The organism is Coleofasciculus sp. G3-WIS-01 (assembly GCF_040223135.1).
GTDB lineage: Bacteria > Cyanobacteriota > Cyanobacteriia > Cyanobacteriales > Coleofasciculaceae > Coleofasciculus.
In genome coordinates, this window is the sequence record NZ_JAVJZI010000204.1 from 1 (window position 1) to 16,668 (window position 16,668).

13 protein-coding genes and 4 pseudogenes are annotated in these 16,668 nt (G+C 46.8%); 7 read left to right on the forward strand and 10 right to left on the reverse strand.

Annotated features, from left to right (window positions below; translation table 11 throughout):
- Window positions 1-138: 138 nt before the first annotated feature.
- A pseudogene (locus tag RIM23_RS21040) lies at window positions 139-1,101 on the forward strand (ABC transporter ATP-binding protein/permease); the annotation flags it as partial.
- A 257-nt stretch (window positions 1,102-1,358) separates the two neighbouring features.
- Here RIM23_RS21040 and RIM23_RS21045 read toward each other — a convergent pair.
- Both RIM23_RS21045 and RIM23_RS21050 read right to left on the reverse strand, forming a co-directional pair.
- Window positions 1,359-1,451 (reverse strand): annotated as a pseudogene (locus tag RIM23_RS21045) (RRXRR domain-containing protein); the annotation flags it as partial.
- Window positions 1,452-1,780: 329 nt separating this feature from the next.
- Window positions 1,781-2,098, reverse strand: a complete 318-nt coding sequence (locus RIM23_RS21050; protein WP_446369041.1) for a P-II family nitrogen regulator — start codon at window positions 2,096-2,098, stop codon at window positions 1,781-1,783.
- Window positions 2,099-3,157: 1,059 nt separating this feature from the next.
- Between RIM23_RS21050 and RIM23_RS21055 the strand changes: the two genes are divergently transcribed.
- From RIM23_RS21055 to RIM23_RS21070, 4 genes and pseudogenes are all read left to right on the forward strand, one after another.
- Window positions 3,158-4,309 carry a sodium-dependent bicarbonate transport family permease gene (locus tag RIM23_RS21055; protein WP_446369042.1) on the forward strand — a complete coding sequence of 384 codons (1,152 nt, stop codon included), beginning with the start codon at window positions 3,158-3,160 and terminating at the stop codon, window positions 4,307-4,309.
- A 433-nt stretch (window positions 4,310-4,742) separates the two neighbouring features.
- A complete protein-coding gene (locus RIM23_RS21060) occupies window positions 4,743-4,943 on the forward strand; it encodes a hypothetical protein (protein ID WP_446356044.1) in 201 nt (66 codons plus the stop codon).
- A gap of 132 nt (window positions 4,944-5,075) precedes the next feature.
- Window positions 5,076-5,322: pseudogene (locus tag RIM23_RS21065) on the forward strand (IS607 family transposase); the annotation flags it as partial.
- Window positions 5,323-5,385: 63 nt separating this feature from the next.
- On the forward strand, window positions 5,386-6,951 hold the full coding sequence (locus RIM23_RS21070; protein ID WP_446369043.1) for an IS200/IS605 family accessory protein TnpB-related protein: 1,566 nt from the start codon (window positions 5,386-5,388) through the stop codon (window positions 6,949-6,951).
- An 80-nt stretch (window positions 6,952-7,031) separates the two neighbouring features.
- On the opposite strand, the gene RIM23_RS21075 is transcribed toward RIM23_RS21070, so the two are convergent.
- A complete protein-coding gene (locus RIM23_RS21075) occupies window positions 7,032-8,048 on the reverse strand; it encodes a GDSL-type esterase/lipase family protein (RefSeq protein ID WP_446369044.1) in 1,017 nt (338 codons plus the stop codon).
- A gap of 153 nt (window positions 8,049-8,201) precedes the next feature.
- Entirely contained in the window at window positions 8,202-8,513 is a 312-nt protein-coding gene (locus tag RIM23_RS21080) for a hypothetical protein (RefSeq protein ID WP_446369045.1), read from the reverse strand.
- Between the two features lie 277 nt (window positions 8,514-8,790).
- On the opposite strand from RIM23_RS21080, the gene RIM23_RS21085 reads away from it, so the two are divergent.
- Window positions 8,791-8,991: a heavy-metal-associated domain-containing protein gene (locus tag RIM23_RS21085; protein ID WP_446339263.1), complete on the forward strand. Its 201-nt coding sequence runs from the start codon at window positions 8,791-8,793 to the stop codon at window positions 8,989-8,991.
- An 83-nt stretch (window positions 8,992-9,074) separates the two neighbouring features.
- Here RIM23_RS21085 and mnmG read toward each other — a convergent pair whose 3' ends face one another.
- From mnmG to psb34, 3 genes are all read right to left on the reverse strand, one after another.
- A complete protein-coding gene (gene mnmG, locus RIM23_RS21090; protein ID WP_446369046.1) occupies window positions 9,075-11,021 on the reverse strand; it encodes a tRNA uridine-5-carboxymethylaminomethyl(34) synthesis enzyme MnmG in 1,947 nt (648 codons plus the stop codon).
- Between the two features lie 265 nt (window positions 11,022-11,286).
- Complete coding sequence (locus tag RIM23_RS21095; RefSeq protein WP_446369047.1) at window positions 11,287-12,084, reverse strand: hypothetical protein; 798 nt, start codon at window positions 12,082-12,084, stop codon at window positions 11,287-11,289.
- 673 nt (window positions 12,085-12,757) lie between these two features.
- Window positions 12,758-12,928 carry a photosystem II assembly protein Psb34 gene (gene psb34, locus RIM23_RS21100; RefSeq protein WP_446369048.1) on the reverse strand — a complete coding sequence of 57 codons (171 nt, stop codon included), beginning with the start codon at window positions 12,926-12,928 and terminating at the stop codon, window positions 12,758-12,760.
- A 279-nt stretch (window positions 12,929-13,207) separates the two neighbouring features.
- Between psb34 and RIM23_RS21105 the strand changes: the two genes are divergently transcribed.
- Window positions 13,208-14,068: a hypothetical protein gene (locus tag RIM23_RS21105; RefSeq protein WP_446369049.1), complete on the forward strand. Its 861-nt coding sequence runs from the start codon at window positions 13,208-13,210 to the stop codon at window positions 14,066-14,068.
- Window positions 14,069-14,151: 83 nt separating this feature from the next.
- Here RIM23_RS21105 and RIM23_RS21110 read toward each other — a convergent pair.
- The 3 genes and pseudogenes from RIM23_RS21110 to RIM23_RS21120 form a co-directional block, all read right to left on the reverse strand.
- Window positions 14,152-14,550, reverse strand: a pseudogene (locus RIM23_RS21110) (NAD-binding protein); the annotation flags it as partial.
- Window positions 14,551-14,832: 282 nt separating this feature from the next.
- Window positions 14,833-16,527 (reverse strand): L-aspartate oxidase, encoded by a 1,695-nt coding sequence (nadB, locus tag RIM23_RS21115; RefSeq protein ID WP_446369050.1) that lies wholly within the window; start codon window positions 16,525-16,527, stop codon window positions 14,833-14,835.
- Window positions 16,469-16,606 carry a hypothetical protein gene (locus RIM23_RS21120; protein ID WP_446369051.1) on the reverse strand — a complete coding sequence of 46 codons (138 nt, stop codon included), beginning with the start codon at window positions 16,604-16,606 and terminating at the stop codon, window positions 16,469-16,471. Before RIM23_RS21120 ends, nadB begins: the two co-directional genes overlap by 59 nt.
- Window positions 16,607-16,668 lie beyond the last annotated feature (62 nt).

Here is a 16,668-nt window from a genome sequence, read left to right on the forward strand (position 1 = left end):
ATCGATTGGCGATACTCACGACTTTCGCCTGTGCTAGACTACTTTTATAGATTAACACATTATTTATTACAATACAAGACTAAGAGAAAATAAAAAGTCGTCCTAAAAGGACGAGGCTTGTATCCCTAGTTCTCGGTCAAACGGCTGCTGGTTTGGGAGTTGAATTTAAATATTCTCACCAATGCTTATGAATTCATCCCCTTTATCCTACCTGCCCTAGTTGTTGCCCCGGCGATTTTTGCCGGAGAAATGGAGGTGGGTAAAGTGTCTGAGGCGCAGGGAGCCTTTATCCGCGTCTTCTTCTCCCTCAATGTTGTGGTTGCTCGCTTCCAGCAATTAACCACCTTTGGCGCTGGAATTAACCGTCTCTATACCTTTGCCGAGTTTTTAGAGCAGACAGAAGCAACCCAGGTATCGGATGAGCAGAAGCCACGGATTCAGAGGGTTGAGGCAGAGCGGCTGGCAGTGGAACACCTGAGCCTACAAACTCCTAATTATCAACGGACGTTGGTAGAAGATTTGTCAATCGAGTTACCTGCAGGAGAGGGAGTTTTGGTAATGGGACCTAGTGGTTGTGGTAAGAGTTCACTGCTACGTGCGATCGCGGGATTATGGGATTCTGGTAAGGGTACAATTATTCGTCCTGAAGCTGATCAGATCCTATTTTTGCCCCAGCGTCCTTACATGGTGCTGGGTACTCTGCGCGATCAATTACTCTATCCTAACACCCACCTTGAGGTTGATGAGCAACAGTTGAAACAAGTTTTGGAGCAGGTGAATTTAGCGGGTTTAGATGAACGGTTTGGGGGGTTTGATGCCGAACAGGATTGGGCTGATGTCCTCTCCTTGGGCGAACAACAACGGTTAACGTTTGCCCGGTTGCTACTGAACAAACCTCAGTACGCTATTCTGGACGAAGCAACCAGTGCCTTGGATCTGGGGAATGAGGAACGGTTATATAAACATTTGCAGGCGAAAGGGACTACGTTTTTAAGTGTGGGGCATCGCTCGACGTTGGCAAATTACCATCAGTCTTTGCTAGAACTTTCTCAGGACAAAACCTGGCAGATCAAAGAATCTATGACTGGGGTTAAAGAATAATCGGAGTACCCGCAAGGGACTCAAGTCCCTTGCTAATAGCTTAAGTCCTCTTTAGAGGACTGCAATCCTCTCCGCCAATCCGTTGAAACGGACTTTGGCTATGAGACAGGGGTTTGAACCCCTGGCGGGATAACAACGGGTTAGGATTTACTGGAGTTTAGACTAATACAAATTAGCCCAGCTATAACCCGAAGCTGAGCAGGAAGGAAAATTACTAAAAATTTAGAGTTTAAGATGCTTTTTTCGACCGTTTTTTGTGCCTTTCCTTCCCTGAGCCATCGCCTAGCTCTTGATGCAATGGTTGGCATTAACGGATGCCCGCCCGGTACAATTACTGGTACTCGTTGCATGGAGATAATCCTTACATGAGTGCGTACTATCTAGAAACTCATGCGGTAGACAACTGTTACAGGAACCTGATTCTTCCCAGCTCACGGTTCAACGAACTAACCGTGAGTAGTTGACAGGGGCATCCTCTATCCCATAGCGGGTATTTTTGCCCGTGCGTTTGTCCGGTAGTGACGACAAACGCTGGCGAAACGAACCGACGAGGGTGTCGAATAAACCCCGTTCTTGCAACCGCTCTTGCTCTGTTGGATCTCTCAGATGTCATTACAAGACCGAGATTCCCAGTGCTTGAACAGATTCTTGCCAAAATGAGAATTGTTGGGGTTTTGAGTCAGAACGTGTGCGCGTGCAGTACCTCCATCACGTCACAGATATAGGCGATGCCCGAATAATCGTCGAAAAACTGCGCTGCGACTTCATCCGAAATCTTCACGGCCATATCCCGATTGGGGGTGAGTACCTCGAACTTTACATTCGAGAAGGTGTCGCCAACGGCGGGTTGTCCCGACGAGCGCACGCCGCGACTGCCTTTACCGCCAGCGGCCACCACCGTATAACCGGTAGCCCCGGCTTCGTCGATGATCTTGGCGACCTTTTTCAGTAGCACCTTTTCCGTGACGATGACGAGCTTGCTGGCTTTTTGGGTCATGTAGGTTACCTCTTGATGCGTTCTGTTAGGACAATTCAAGGCAAGACTCTATGGTTTTGCTTTGAACAATATCTTTAAGATTATGCCAAAGATCGGCGAATCCACTACCCTCTGTTGAGAAAGATTGACTCAGATTAGCGGAAGCATTTTATAAAAAACACTTATCCTTTTAGCGCTAGGACTTTTTTGTTGGGCTGTGGGTTCGGTCTCCTACTGGCGGTGGGGTGGTTTAACCTCGCCAGTTACAGTCCGTCTACGACTTATGAGCCGGCAACAACTCCCCCCCAAATGTGGATTGATTAGCTCAGCCATTGCTAGAAGAGTGATGCCCACGCAACTCCTGTTTTCTGAGAATAAAAGGAAAACTTATGATTTGAATTGGACATTTCCATGTAGAGCGATCGCAAATTTGTGCGGATTTTAAGATAAACTTAACCACATAGAGATTTGGGTCTTAATAGATCTTGATCTATAGGAGATGCTGCGGGACAGGTATTCGCGTAACACCTGTCCTGTAGGGGTGTAGCGATGCACCCCCGCTTTCTTCAACTTTTAACCAATTTCACTTATCACAATCACCACTCCCCCAGCCAGGGGAGATGGAGGGAGGTATTCATGGCAAATTTATCTCGCATGTCTCGTCGTAACTTTCTGTACAATGCCGGCGCTTCCGCAGCCGGCTCCATTGTAATTCCAAGTAGCAACCAACAGCAACAACCATTTTCCGTTGCTGAAGCGCGATGAATGACCGCTCCCCATCTGAGTGAGTACCCGAAAACGCTTTCCCAGATGCATCGCTCGGATTTTACGAACCAATTGCTGGTAAACCATGGCAGCAACAAGCCATTGCCAATGAATCACTACTGATTAGCGCGATCATTTGCGCTCGCCGGAGCGAAACCTTATATTCCAGCACACGACGCACCGGGATTCAGATGCATTCTTAGTGGCGGGTTGACTCGCTGCTCACCCGGATGCGTGGAACCAGCCACCCAGGATTCGAGGCTACGCTTGCCTGCCGTCCTGACCCCTAAAATCTAACTAAAGAGGAATTACAACGTGGATTTCTTGTCCGATTTCTTGACGAAATTTGGGGCGCAGTTGCAGTCCCCGACACTCGCCTTTCTGATTGGTGGTATAGTCATTGCCGCCCTCGGTAGCAAACTGGAAATTCCAGATGCGATCTATAAGTTCATCGTCTTCATGCTGCTCATAAAAGTCGGCTTGAGCGGCGGCATTGCGATCCGCAATTCCAATATAACGGAGATGCTGTTGCCCGCGCTGTTCGCCGTGGTAACGGGGATGCTTATCGTGTTCATCGGGCGCTACACGTTGGCCAAGCTGCCGAATGTCAAAACCGTGGATGCCATTGCGACTGCGGGCTTGTTCGGTGCCGTGAGTGGCTCTACCCTCGCCGCAGCCCTGACGGTACTGGAAGCGCAAGGCATGGAATACGAACCCTGGGCCGGCGCACTCTATCCCTTCATGGACATCCCAGCGCTCGTGACGGCGATCGTCGTGGCCAGCATTTATACTAGCAAGAAGCAGGATACCGCAGACGAGTATCTCAGCAAGCAGGAGTATCTCAGTAAGCAGTCGGTTGCCGCAGGCGAGTATCCCAGCAAGCAGGAGTATCCCACCAGCAGGCAGGAGTATCGCAGCCAGCAGCGCATTACCGCAGGCGGGTATCCCCGCAAGCAGCGCGAGCGGGTCAAAATATGGCCCATCGTGAAGGAAAGCCTCGAGGGCTCTGCCCTATCGGCACTGCTGCTCGGCCTCGCTCTAGGCATCCTAACCCAGCCGGAAAGTGTCTTTGAAAGCTTCTATGAGCCCCTCTTCCGCGGCCTGCTTTCGATACTGATGCTGGTAATGGGGATGGAGGCCTGGACAAGGATCGGCGAGCTGCGCAAGGTGGCTCAGTGGTACGCCGTATATGCCTTTGTGGCGCCGCTGCTGCATGGGTTTATAGCCTTCGGTCTCGGCATGATTGCCCACTACGCCACGGGATTCAGCCCTGGCGGCGTCGTGATCCTGTCCGTCATCGCCGCCTCCAGTTCAGACATCTCCGGGCCGCCCACTTTACGAGCCGGTATCCCGTCGGCAAATCCCTCCGCCTACATCGGCGCGTCCACAGCCGTCGGCACGCCGGTTGCGATTGCCTTGGGAATACCGCTCTTCATCGGGCTCGCCCAGGCGCTGATGGGCGGATGATTCCAGACGGGTCGCGGTCTGCCGGTGCTCCCCTGGCCCGGCGACCAACGCGGCGGCTATGTCAAGGTCTGCGTCGTCTCCATTGAACAGACCCCAACTAATTACGAGTAATCTAGTTGGGGATTATCCTGGTGCTGTTACCACGAAGAGCCCCTGTTCTCGGTGGGTATCAGGAACTTGGGTACTTTATACCCCTCCAAGCCATTTCTGAATCGGAGTTAAGACTAAAGAGCCTTATCAACGCACTCTTATTTTTACCCAATAGATGCGTTATTGTAACAAATATTCTCTAAAGTAACCTTACTTAACATTTAACCCCAAAATCTTTAAACTTTATTGCAGTTTTATTACAAAGCGAGAGCAGATTGCCCAGAGCGTGATAGCTTCAATGAGGTGTTGACCAAAAGCACAGCATTCAGGAAAGGAGGACGCTTTGGATTTGTATTCTGCTCAAACCGCCAACGACTTTGTTCATGAAGATATTAGTGAGTACGTGGCTCAGCTCCAGCTACACATGGCGTTACAAGCCCGGAATTTAGTTCCAAACCTGACCAAGGCAGTGGATAGCAGAGAGCAGTTGTTACAGCAAACCCAAGCTACCCTGGAAAAGCTAGCGTCTCGACAGGCAGTTTAGAGACGCTTCTTGCATCACGTCTTGACCCTTCGCCCAAAGTAGTCTGGCATGGCGGTGTGCAGGGGCTGACAGCAGTAGCCAAAATACCTAGATTTACCGATAATCGACCCAGAATTTTTGGATTAAAAATCTATGGGTCGATTCTTGTCGATAGGGGAAGCCGCCGCCGCCCTTGGGGGTGTCAATAGACACCTTGAGGCGATGGGAGAAAGAAGGAAAAATTCAGTCAGTGCGGACAGAGGGAGGACATCGCCGTTATGATATCGACGATTTGATTGACTTGATCGAGAGCCGCAAAACGATTGCCTACGCTCGTGTTTCAAGTCATGACCAGAAAAGTGACTTAGAACGACAAGCACTAGTTCTAGAGGCTTATTGCTTAGCTGTTGACACCTCCGATAAATCTCTGTAATATACACAAAACAAAGATTTTTATCCGGTCATGACCAAAGCCGAATCCCGCACTTATGTCACTACAACAACCAACCGTTGGGCGGTTGCGTTTTTGAATGACGCGGCGACTGTCGGCTATGATGCCAAGATTGAGTCCTTGAAGCTACTATTAGAGCAAAAGCCTCCGAGTAAATCAAAGATTAATACTCAACTACAGCAAAATCATGACATTAACAAACGACAGGCGAACAGCATTATCGCCTATGTTGAAGGCGCAGTTAAGTCGGCCATTGAATGCCGTAGTAATCAGATAAAATTGCTGCAAGGCAAACTCAAGCACACAACGGAAGTTATAGAGAAACTAGAAAAAAAGATTAACGCGCACTCCTATTATCTGCAAGCCGTAGAGCAGGTAAATCGAGGGAAAAAGAAGAAGGTCTCAAAGTCCCTCAAGCCCAAGTATCCAGACGCTTGCCCGATGCGGTGCGCTCATCATTTAACCCTGTACCAGTTTGCCAAAGTTAAGCTTCATCAAAAGAAGCGGTATGCTCATAAGTTAAAGCTTTATATCGCCCAGCTCAAAACCTCTCCGGTACAAGTAAATCTGGGCAACAAGTATACCGTGGAGATGATTGGTTCAAAAGATGAATCTTACGGGAATCAAATTTGCCAATTGGATCTAATTGGGAAGGAACTTCATATTCGAGTTCCTTATGGCCTAGAGAAGCGATATGGTACATACATCCAATTTCCGATTCGATTACCCAAACATGGGACTTCCTTGCTGGCAACAGCTTGGTACAACCGACAAGCCTTAACCTATCGATTCATTCAGAAAAATCTGACTGAGTGGGAAATCCATATTACCTTTGATGTTGAACCCGCTCCTAGGATAACCGCCTCCGTTTCTTGGGGAGCCATCGGTGTAGATCTTAATCCCAACTGCATTGGTTGGGCAATGGCTGACTTTGATGGGAATCTAGACGGCTTTGGCCAAATCAAGGTCAATATTCAATCTCAGCCCAAGGGACGCACTGAGGCTATTTTGGTTGATGTTGTTACCGACTTGACTGAATTAGCCTTAGAGCATAAGCGTCCCATCATTGTCGAAAAACTAGATTTTACCGACAAGAGAAAACGGTTGCGCGAGTTAAATGCAAGGGCACGCCGTATGCTGAGTAACTTTGCCTACTCAAAATTCCTTCAACTCCTATTAGCCAGATGCTTCAAGCTAGGCATCCAAGTCATTGAGGTCAATCCGGCTTACAGTAGCTGGATTGGATTGATTAAGTTCATGTCTACCTATGGAATGAACTCTGCCACAGCTGCTGCCTTCGTGCTAGCGCGACGTGGAATGTTTTTATCTGAAAGGCTGCCAGCCAGAACCGCCTATCAAGGAATGGAACCGAAGAAGCACACCTGGTCACATTGGCAGTCGGTGGCGAAACGAGCCAAAGGTTCGTCTCGCCACTCCTTCTATCAGCCCAGACTAACAGTCTACTCTAGGTTACGCTCAGTACGGAACGGGGGATCATGGGATGAACCGTCATCGGCTGCTGTCAATCCCTTCGGGGAGCTTAGAGAGGTCGGTGAGAATCCGACGGGAAGTCGTTAGTACCGCATGACGGCGTATCTTGCATAGGGAGAGCAGAGATATTTTTTAGCGGTTGTACGTAGGTACAATGACAAACAACCTTAACGATTCGCCAAGATTAAAGCATCGGCATAGTTTAAGGCATCTTGCCACACCGCATAACCACGCCTAGCCAGATGAATCCCATCGGTGGTTAACTCCCGTTGCATTTGACCCTGATTATCCACAAATAAGCGGTGCAGGTTAAGATAGCCTGCACCTTCTTGCTGTGCAATCGCGGCGATTTGCTGATTCAGGTTGTGGATGCGATCGCTCCCAATCGCACTTAACCGGGTGGGTAAAATAGACTGAACGATAATTTGAGCTTGCGGGTGGTTCTGACGTAAGCGCTGGATGATTTGGCGGGTATTATCGAGAATCACGCGATCGCGAACACCCTGGCGCAAGTCGTTTGTGCCAGCCATCACATAGATTGTATCGGGTCGCGTTTGGGAAAAAGCCGAGAGTCGCTCCAAAATTTGGCTAGAGTTCTCCCCAGAAATACCCTGATTCAGCCAAAATTGACTCTTAGGTAGGTTGGCTGTCGGAAACCAAAGACTCAAGGAATCACCCACTAAAATAGACAAACGATTATTCCCCTGTCCCCTCGCCATCGCTTTTGCTTCTTCTGCGAGTAGCTGTTTCCATTGCGTATGCGTGGGTTTAGTCAGTTTCGCTTCACTCCAAACCGACTGGAAGCTATCAGCCGACAGACTTGTATAGGTTTGACCCGCTTTTAGTGCGGCGAATCGTTGGTAATAGAGTTGAGTTCCAGATTGGGGAGAGATAACCGGGGATTGAGGTTTGGGGGAAATGTTACTTTTAGAGTTTGTAGTAAGCGCTTGATTCGTGATGGCACTAAAGTGCCAACTACTAACCGATGAACTAAACTCAACACTAGGGATTTCCACCCCAGAGATAAGCGGTTGAGTGACAACGGAGTGCGATTGATGAGCTTTCGCTGAAGCCAACAAAGCTGACAGATTCTCGAACAGGTTGGGAACCAGTGGGGGTGGGGGGGGTGCAGATACCGGACCTACGGTAAGCAGACTGGCTGCTAGTAAATACGGATCGCTCATGCTAAAACTCCATTACTCTCTCTTTTTCCTTTGACAGGAATTTGCCAGAGTATCAGGATGGTATAGCAAGAGGAGGCGATTGAAATCGCTGCTACACAAACTTTCGTCCGCAAGGTAAAGACTTTGTTATAACGGGGGTAGCGTTCCCCGGATTTACTCATTCTGTAAAAAAGCGACAATGACGGCTTTTCTAAGGGTTACATCAATAGAATTGATAAAGCCTAGGACAACGAATAGATTATTCGCTGACATTCGTATTGTTTGTAAAGCATTGTTAACTTCGGTTGCATGTTCCGTGATCCACTGTTCTAGAAAGCGTTGCTCTGCTAAAGCTTCATCAATATCGCCCTGGGCAAAAAGTTGCTGCAATTTGGATACTTTTCTCCTCAAGTTAATTTGATTGTTCAAATAATCTGCGGATGAGTTGAATTGAGGACGGGTGAATAATGTGGATATTCCTTGCATGATCGAGGTAAGATTAAGGCTTTCTCTTAACATAATGACATATTTAAAGGGGCTTGCCTTTAAGAATCTATACGCTAATCTGCCTAAAAAATACTCCGTCAATTATCGTAATTTTTATCCTGTATTATTCTTCAGTTATAGATATAAACATGATATAGAAAGAACTACATTTTCTGTCCCTAAGCTTTTCCCTAAGTTCATCCCTTAGAGTGAGGAACGAGAATCAGGACTTCGCTATAATCAAAGGTTGAATAAAAACTGGAGTGAAATCTACACTATGGCGAATTCGATGAAATTCAACGTTCCAAGTATTGCCTGTGATGCTTGCGCCAAAACTATTAGCGAAGGGATTCATACCCACGAACCTGAAGCGAAAGTCAATGTTGATGTGGCGGGTAAGACAGTTAGCGTGGAAACCGAGGCGTCTCCGGAGTCGATTAAACAAATGATTACCGCAGTCGGACATAAGGTGGAATAATATCATCCAATCTGGCATTTGTTCTTTTCAAATTGTAGAGACATTGCATGCAACGTCTCTACAAGTCACAGAATCGAGTAGAATTAGCCTGAGATTGCTGAGGCTGTTGGTATGGGGGAATCTGAACGGTTCACTGATTGACGCGATCGCACTTCTAAATACACCAGCAAGGCGTTAATATCCGCCGGATTCACCCCACCAATGCGAGAGGCTTGACCAATCGTCAAGGGTTTGACCTGGGAGAGTTTCTCGCGAGATTCCTTCGATAATGTTTCAATAGCATCATAATCGAGATCTGTGGGTAATCGTCGCTGGGCTTGACGGGACACTTGATCGATTTGATTTTGCTGGCGTTGCAGATATCCCGCATATTTGATATCAATTTCCGCCCCTTCTCGTTCAGCTTGGTTGAGACTGGGATTCCCTAATTCATAGTGATCCAGATTAACGTAGTGGAATTTGGGACGACGCAGCAATTCAGCCAGAGTAATCGAACCCTTAATCCGTTGCTGAGTATCCGACGCGATCGCAACTCCTAATTCCTCATGTTCCTTGATCCGTACAGTTTGGAGTCGTTCCTTTTCCGCCGCAATATTCTCTTGTTTTTGACTATAAAGTTGCCAACGGCGGTCATCAATTAAGCCAATTTCCCGTCCCAAAGGAGTCAGACGGCGATCTGCATTATCAGAACGCAGGAGTAACCGATACTCGGAACGGCTGGTTAGCATCCGGTAAGGTTCTCTCAAGTCTTTAGTACATAAATCATCAATTAATGTACCGATATAGCTTTCTTCACGGGGGAATACCAGCATTTCTTGATGTCGCACATAGCGTACCGCATTAATCCCCGCGACAATTCCCTGGGCGGCGGCTTCTTCATACCCCGTCGTTCCATTAATTTGTCCGGCGCAAAATAGCCCCTCTACTTTTTTCGTCATTAACGTGGGAAAACACTGAGTTGCGGGTAGATAATCATACTCCACCGCATAAGCAGGACGTAGCATTGTACAATGTTCCAATCCCGGGAGCGATCGCAGCATTTGCAATTGTAGATTCTCTGGCAATCCTGTCGAGAATCCCTGGATATAGAGTTCGGGAATATCTCGCCCTTCCGGTTCAATAAATATCTGGTGGCTTTCCTTATCCGCAAACCGGACAATTTTATCTTCAATACTCGGACAGTAACGGGGTCCTTTTGCATCCACCCAACCCCCATAAACTGGGGACAGATGCAGATTGTCCCGAATCAACTGATGAGTTTGGGGCGTGGTACGGGTAATATAACAATTCATCTGTTCCCGTTCCACCCACACCTCTGGGTCAAAGCTGAACCAAGATACCGCTTCATCCCCAGGTTGAGGTTCCATTTTAGTGTAATCGACAGATCGCTTATCCACCCGCGCCGGGGTTCCCGTCTTCAAACGTCCCGTTTCAAACCCCAGTCGGTTCAGGGTTTCCGTCAATCCCACCGCTGCAAATTCCCCAGCGCGTCCAGCGGACATTGACTTATTTCCCACCCAAATACATCCACCCAGGAACGTTCCTGTAGTTAATACTACTGCAGGGGCTTGGAATGATACACCAAAATAAGTCTGAACACCGATAACCTGATCATTCGCACCCAGGACTAAATCCGTCACCATCCCTTCGCGGATTACCAGATTCTCCTGGTTCTCGACAATCCGTTTCATCACCGCCGCATATTCCCGCTTATCGGTTTGCGCCCGTAACGCCCAAACCGCAGGTCCGCGCGACTGATTTAATACCCGCTTTTGGAGATAGGTTCGGTCTGCCATCTTACCAATTTCTCCCCCCAAAGCGTCTACCTCGTGGGCGAGTTGGGATTTAGCCGGCGCACCCACAGCCGGGTTACAGGGTTGCCAAGCGATTTTATCCAGGTTCAGGGTAAGCAGGAGGGTGCGACATCCCAAGCGGGCGGCGGCTAGTGCAGCTTCGCAGCCAGAATGTCCAGCACCGACAACAATAACATCAAAAGCGTCTTGGAAATCTACGGGGGAATGTGTGGTCATGATAAGCGTTTGAGTGACAAGGACTCATGCTTCATTCTACCGAATTCCTAAAGATTAACCCTGAGCGAAGTCGAACGGTTTAGACTGTAGGCTTCTCCTCCGAGGCTTCCCGGATTCGCGTTTTATAGTGAGGCGAACGCAAGAGTCATGTCGATTTTATGGGCGCACGCCATGCGCCCCTACAGTTTCTGGATGTAATTCTAATTCATCAAATAACCCAGTAGGGTGGGCAATGCCCACCAGCCTTAATTCAGGTAGGCGCACCTTATCCAGCAGCTAACAGCACTCCCACAATGGAACCTAAAGCATTTGCCCCGGCATCTCTTAGAAACAAACCGAGTTGTTGAGCATAAGCTTTAATTCTTGCCTTCCGTGGATTGGGAGATTGGGCTTCTTCTTCCAAGGCATTAACCAGTTCAGTCGCTTCTTCTTGTTGCTCAGTCGGCAGGGTATCAATGCTTTCACGTAATTCAGCAAAAAGTTCTTTTAAATCGGCGGCACTTACACCCATCTCTTGCTGAATTTTATTTTGATTATGACTGTGATTCCCTACATTCATTGCGCCTACCTGGGAATCTTTTGGGCTTACACTAAAATAATCACCCATAATTCTTACTCCTGCTGTGTCTAAACGTTCAAAGAGGGGTTCTTCGTCAATCATCTGAATTCCCTTACTCGTAATTCTGACATACCTGAAGCAGAAATCGCCTACGCAATGAAACGTTTCAACCTCTCCCTCGTCTTCCATGGGAGAAACCACTCGGATAACATCGGTAGCGCTGATTACCAGACTCTTGGCTATAAACTCAGGCGTTACATCAAAATGGTTATATCGTTCAGGATGTCGAGCATGATACTTGTACAGAATTGCCAGCACTGCCTGTCTGAGTTCACGATCTTTAGCTTGAGTCGCATCGAAGTATGGGACTGAAATTGTTTCTTCGGTTGATAAGTCTCTATGAACAGCTTGGTATCCAAAACATTTAGATGAGCATTTAGATTTATAATCTTCCCGATTATCAAAGGCAACAATTGCACAATGTACTTGCCATTTATTTTCCATGATTGATTGTAATCTATCATAACCAAGACGTTGTCTTTGATCATGCTCTTTACTGGTTATCAAGTTTATACAGTTAACCTGTTTGATAATGTCAGGTATTTGACATTTATTACAAATGCCAGCCTTGGTTAAATTAGTAGAATCTTTCGGGCTTATATCAGTAATAGTGCAGAGTAGCTGAACATCTCTATACTCCCGATAGCGACAAGGTTTGAACAACTCCGTGTCAGACATTTTCCATCATCCAATAGATACATATTTTCAATAATACTCATTTCCATTACCTTTAACACTCCTACCCCTGAGCTGACTTTTTACGGGAAGTCTAGAAACCTGGTCGGGGCGGGTTTAGTTACATCTGGGTGCAAAGGAAAAGATATTAGTGAAACCCGCCCCTACACACTGGAAACTCAAAACAGTCTATCAAAGATGACACAGATTTATATCACTTTGCTTTCCGGGAATTGCTCGAAAAAAAAGTAATAATCCACGACTATTACTGTCGCGGATTTTACCACTGAGGTTCTATTCTATTCCTGCCGAATCCAGGCTTTTCGTTATCCCCAATCCCAGGCATTAGGAGGACTTAAAAAACTTTATTCGCTGGTGCTACCCGTAATGGTTTGGGGATACGATAATTTTCTGTTAACGACAGGTTGATGAGGCGTGAACGTTAGCTTGCAGCCAGTGCTGTCAGAAGTAATACATTGACGAATAGAATAGCGCACGCCCCTTGAAAAGCATAGCGACGCTGTTGCTCACTATTGGGATATTCAGCATAATATACAGGGGCTTCGATCGCGTAGTTGTTCAGTTGTCCATCTTGGTTGATTGTGGTGTACATCTGAATCTTTCTCCTCTGTTTGTTCTCTCTGTGTTGTCTATAACTTTAACGAAGGTCTTTACAGAAAAGCAATAGATATGCTATTGATTCTTGTTCTGTTTTTTATAAGCTCAGCTTATAAAAACCTACTTGGAATATATACCTAGGCAATAATACTAACTTAACTCCATCACAGACAGTTTTCCCCTAGAACTTCTCCATTGCCATTAATCAAAAGACTAAACTTTGCGTCTGTTAAGATAGATCAGCCACAGCTAGATTCACCGTTCTACTATACAGATGGACAACACACTGAACAGGCTTCGCCGCGTGAAACGCAATTTGGGTTACCTTGTCGAAGATACCATGAGACACTTATCCAACAACGTGAATCCGTCAGAAATAGTTAATCAAAAGGAAATTAGGGTAATTGGCTTAAAACGGAGTGGAAATCATGCCATTATCAACTGGATCAGAAAGCAACATCACGGTGAAGTATGGCATTTGAACAAGATTCCAGTAAAAAGGAATCCATACCGTTTCTTGTATGAACATTATCCCAAAGAAAAATTAAAGCAGGAAGCCAAAGGTAATTTCACAAAAAAAGACTGTTTAATCTATAGCTATGAAGATCATGCGCTTGAGCAAATTACTGACAATGAGTTTGAGAAAAAGAGTGAACTGTACTTGGGCAAAAGTGCAATCAAATACGACGTAATTATCTTAAGAGATCCCTTCAATATGATGGCAAGCAGATTTAAAAAGGGATATATGAAAGCAAAAAATCCTGATAGAACATTAGTTGAACTGTGGATATCATACGCTCAAGAATTCTTGGGGGAAACGCAGTTATTGAAAAATAATAAAATCGTGGTTAATTATAATCAGTGGTTTATCGATGTGGACTATCGCCAGCAATTAGCAAAGCAGCTTAATGTAAACTTTTATGATGCAGGTTTTAATGATGTAAAAGGTCAAGGTGGTGGGAGTTCTTTCGACGGACTTATATTTCGGGGGAAAGCGGCTGAAATGGATGTTCTTAATCGATGGAAAGTCTTTGCTGATGAGCCACAATACCAAAAACTTATCGATAATGCAGAACTTCAAGACTATTCAGAACGAATCTTTGGTCATATTCCAGGAACGGAACGCTATTTTTGAGAAAATTGAGCATTATCGGGGCGGGTTGAGTTGCATCTGGGCGAGGTACAAAATGATAGTCGTAAAATAACATCTGTAGATATTCAACTCAATGTCTGGTTAATCCCCAAATATAAAGAAGAGTAATCTTCATCTGCTAAGCCGGCGTCTTTCGCCTTCTCAACCACCTGGCGCACACCCGCCAAACTACTCGCCTCTAATCCTTCTGCTTTTGCTTCACTCAGGAATAAATTAATATCTTTAAGTAAATGTTTTAGGGGGAAGTTGGGAGCAGCAAAATTACCCTCTTGCATCCGATTTAACTTCTTATCAAATGTTGGTGCATACAGCGCACTGTCTCGCAGCAGTTCCATAAATTTGTCTACATCCACCCCCTGACGCTGCACAAATCCCAAACTGAGGGCAAACCCGGCGGTTAAGGCGGCAATTAATTGATTTAAGGCTAACTTTGTAGCGGCGGCGGTTCCCACGGGACCCATTAATGGTTGTCCCATTAATCCTGTACCGAGAAATCCTACCTTAACCATGTACCTATCCTTTTGTATTTTGTATAGGGGATGGTTTGATTATTATCATTTTGCACCCTACCCAGATGTAACTAAACCCACCTTAACAAATTCAAAATTTATCCATAAACGATATTACCGGAGTCGGGCGAAGCATTTGGGGAAAACATTGTGGATAAGTATCATAAGATAGCGTCCCAAATGCTTCGCCCCTACGAATGATGAATGACATAAACAAATGACATAAACATAAGACTTTTATCCTTTCCACCAACGCTCCCCTTGCACAAGGGTATGCATTTGCCAATTCGGATCAGGTTGGGGATAATCTAAGCGGTAATGTCCGCCGCGACTTTCTGTCCGAAACAGGGCGCTTTTCAAAATTAAGTAAGCTACATCTAATAAGTTAGATGTTTCTCCCCAAGTTCGCACCAGGTAATCGGCATTGGGGACATCAAGTTGAACCGTTTTCTGTGGCGTTAAATCCCGTAACTGTTGGCTTAAAGGCAATGTAGCAAATTCAGACTGCCAGACTTCCACCTGCTTTGTCGCACGCTCTAGCATCTGGGCGGATCGAGAAATCCCGGCACTTTGCCACACTAAGCGTTTTAACTGATCTTGCATCGCAACTATTTTATCCGTTTTAGTGGCTTCATCGGATAAGGTTAATGGGGAAATAGAAACAGGAGACTGAGAACCCGATTCCTGATGCAAGACAGATTGATCGGGTGTTAATTCCCCCAACTGAGCGCCAAATACAATACATTCCAATAACGAATTACTGGCTAGACGGTTGGCACCGTGAACACCCGTACTCGCCGTTTCACCCACGGCATATAAATTAGGAATAGAGGTACAAGTCATTAAATCTGTAGCAATTCCCCCCATCCAATAATGGGCGGCGGGGGTGACGGGAATCATATCCCGAAATACATCAATTCCCCATTGCTGACAAACCTGGATAATATTAGGAAATCGGTGGCGAATGCGATCATCGGGAATGGGGCGCAAATCTAAATAGACATGACTCGAGGCTGGATCAGGTTTAGTTTTCTGTAAATGACTATAAATCGCCCGACTCACCACATCTCTGGGCGCGAGTTCGCCATCAGGATGATACTCAAAAGCAAAACGGTGTCCCTGATCATCCACTAGATGCGCCCCTTCTCCCCGCACCGCTTCGCTGATCAGAAAATGAGGCGCTCCCGGTTTAGTTAAAGCTGTGGGATGAAATTGGACAAATTCCAAGTCTTTGAGAATCGCACCCGCCCGCCACGCGATCGCGACTCCATCTCCGGTACTCACATCGGGATTCGTCGTCTGGGCAAAAACTTGACCACCGCCTCCCGTAGCCAGAACAACCGCACCCGCCCGTATCCAACTGATTTGACCTTGATACATGAGTTGGACACCCTGACAATGACCCGTCTCAGGATTGAGCCATACAGACAAGGCAAACGCCTGCTCAAGCACCGTAATATTAGCTTGGCGCAAGACTAAGGCAGTCAGCGTACTCACCACCGCCCGCCCTGTGGTATCCGCTGCATGGAGAACCCGGGGACGAGAATGAGCCGCCTCTAAGGTTAAGGCTAACTGCTCCCCCCGTCGATCAAACGTCACCCCCATCTCCACTAACGAGCGAATCCGATCTGGCGCTTGTTGAGCCAGAAACTTGACAGCATCAGCGTCACAAAGCCCTGCACCTGCCCGAAGTGTATCCTCAACATGCAACGTCGGTGAATCTCCTGGAGCAATAGCCGCCGCAATACCGCCCTGCGCCCAGTCACTGGCACCGATGGATAGAGTATCTTTGGTAATCAGTCCCACATTTAAGGTATCGGGTAGACAAAGGGCGGCATAAAGTCCAGCCGCACCAGCGCCTACAACGACAACATCAAACTGGGTCGGTTGATGGAGTGGCTGCGATTGAGAATTGTCGGGAACAGAAATCATAGTTAGTCCAAATATAGTCAAATACTTTAGCAGACGTGGGAATCTTCATCACCCCAAGGGCAATGTAGAGACGCGCCATGGCGCGTCTCTACACCGGACAGGTTGTCATCCCTGTACCATCTACCATCTGCCTTTATGTGT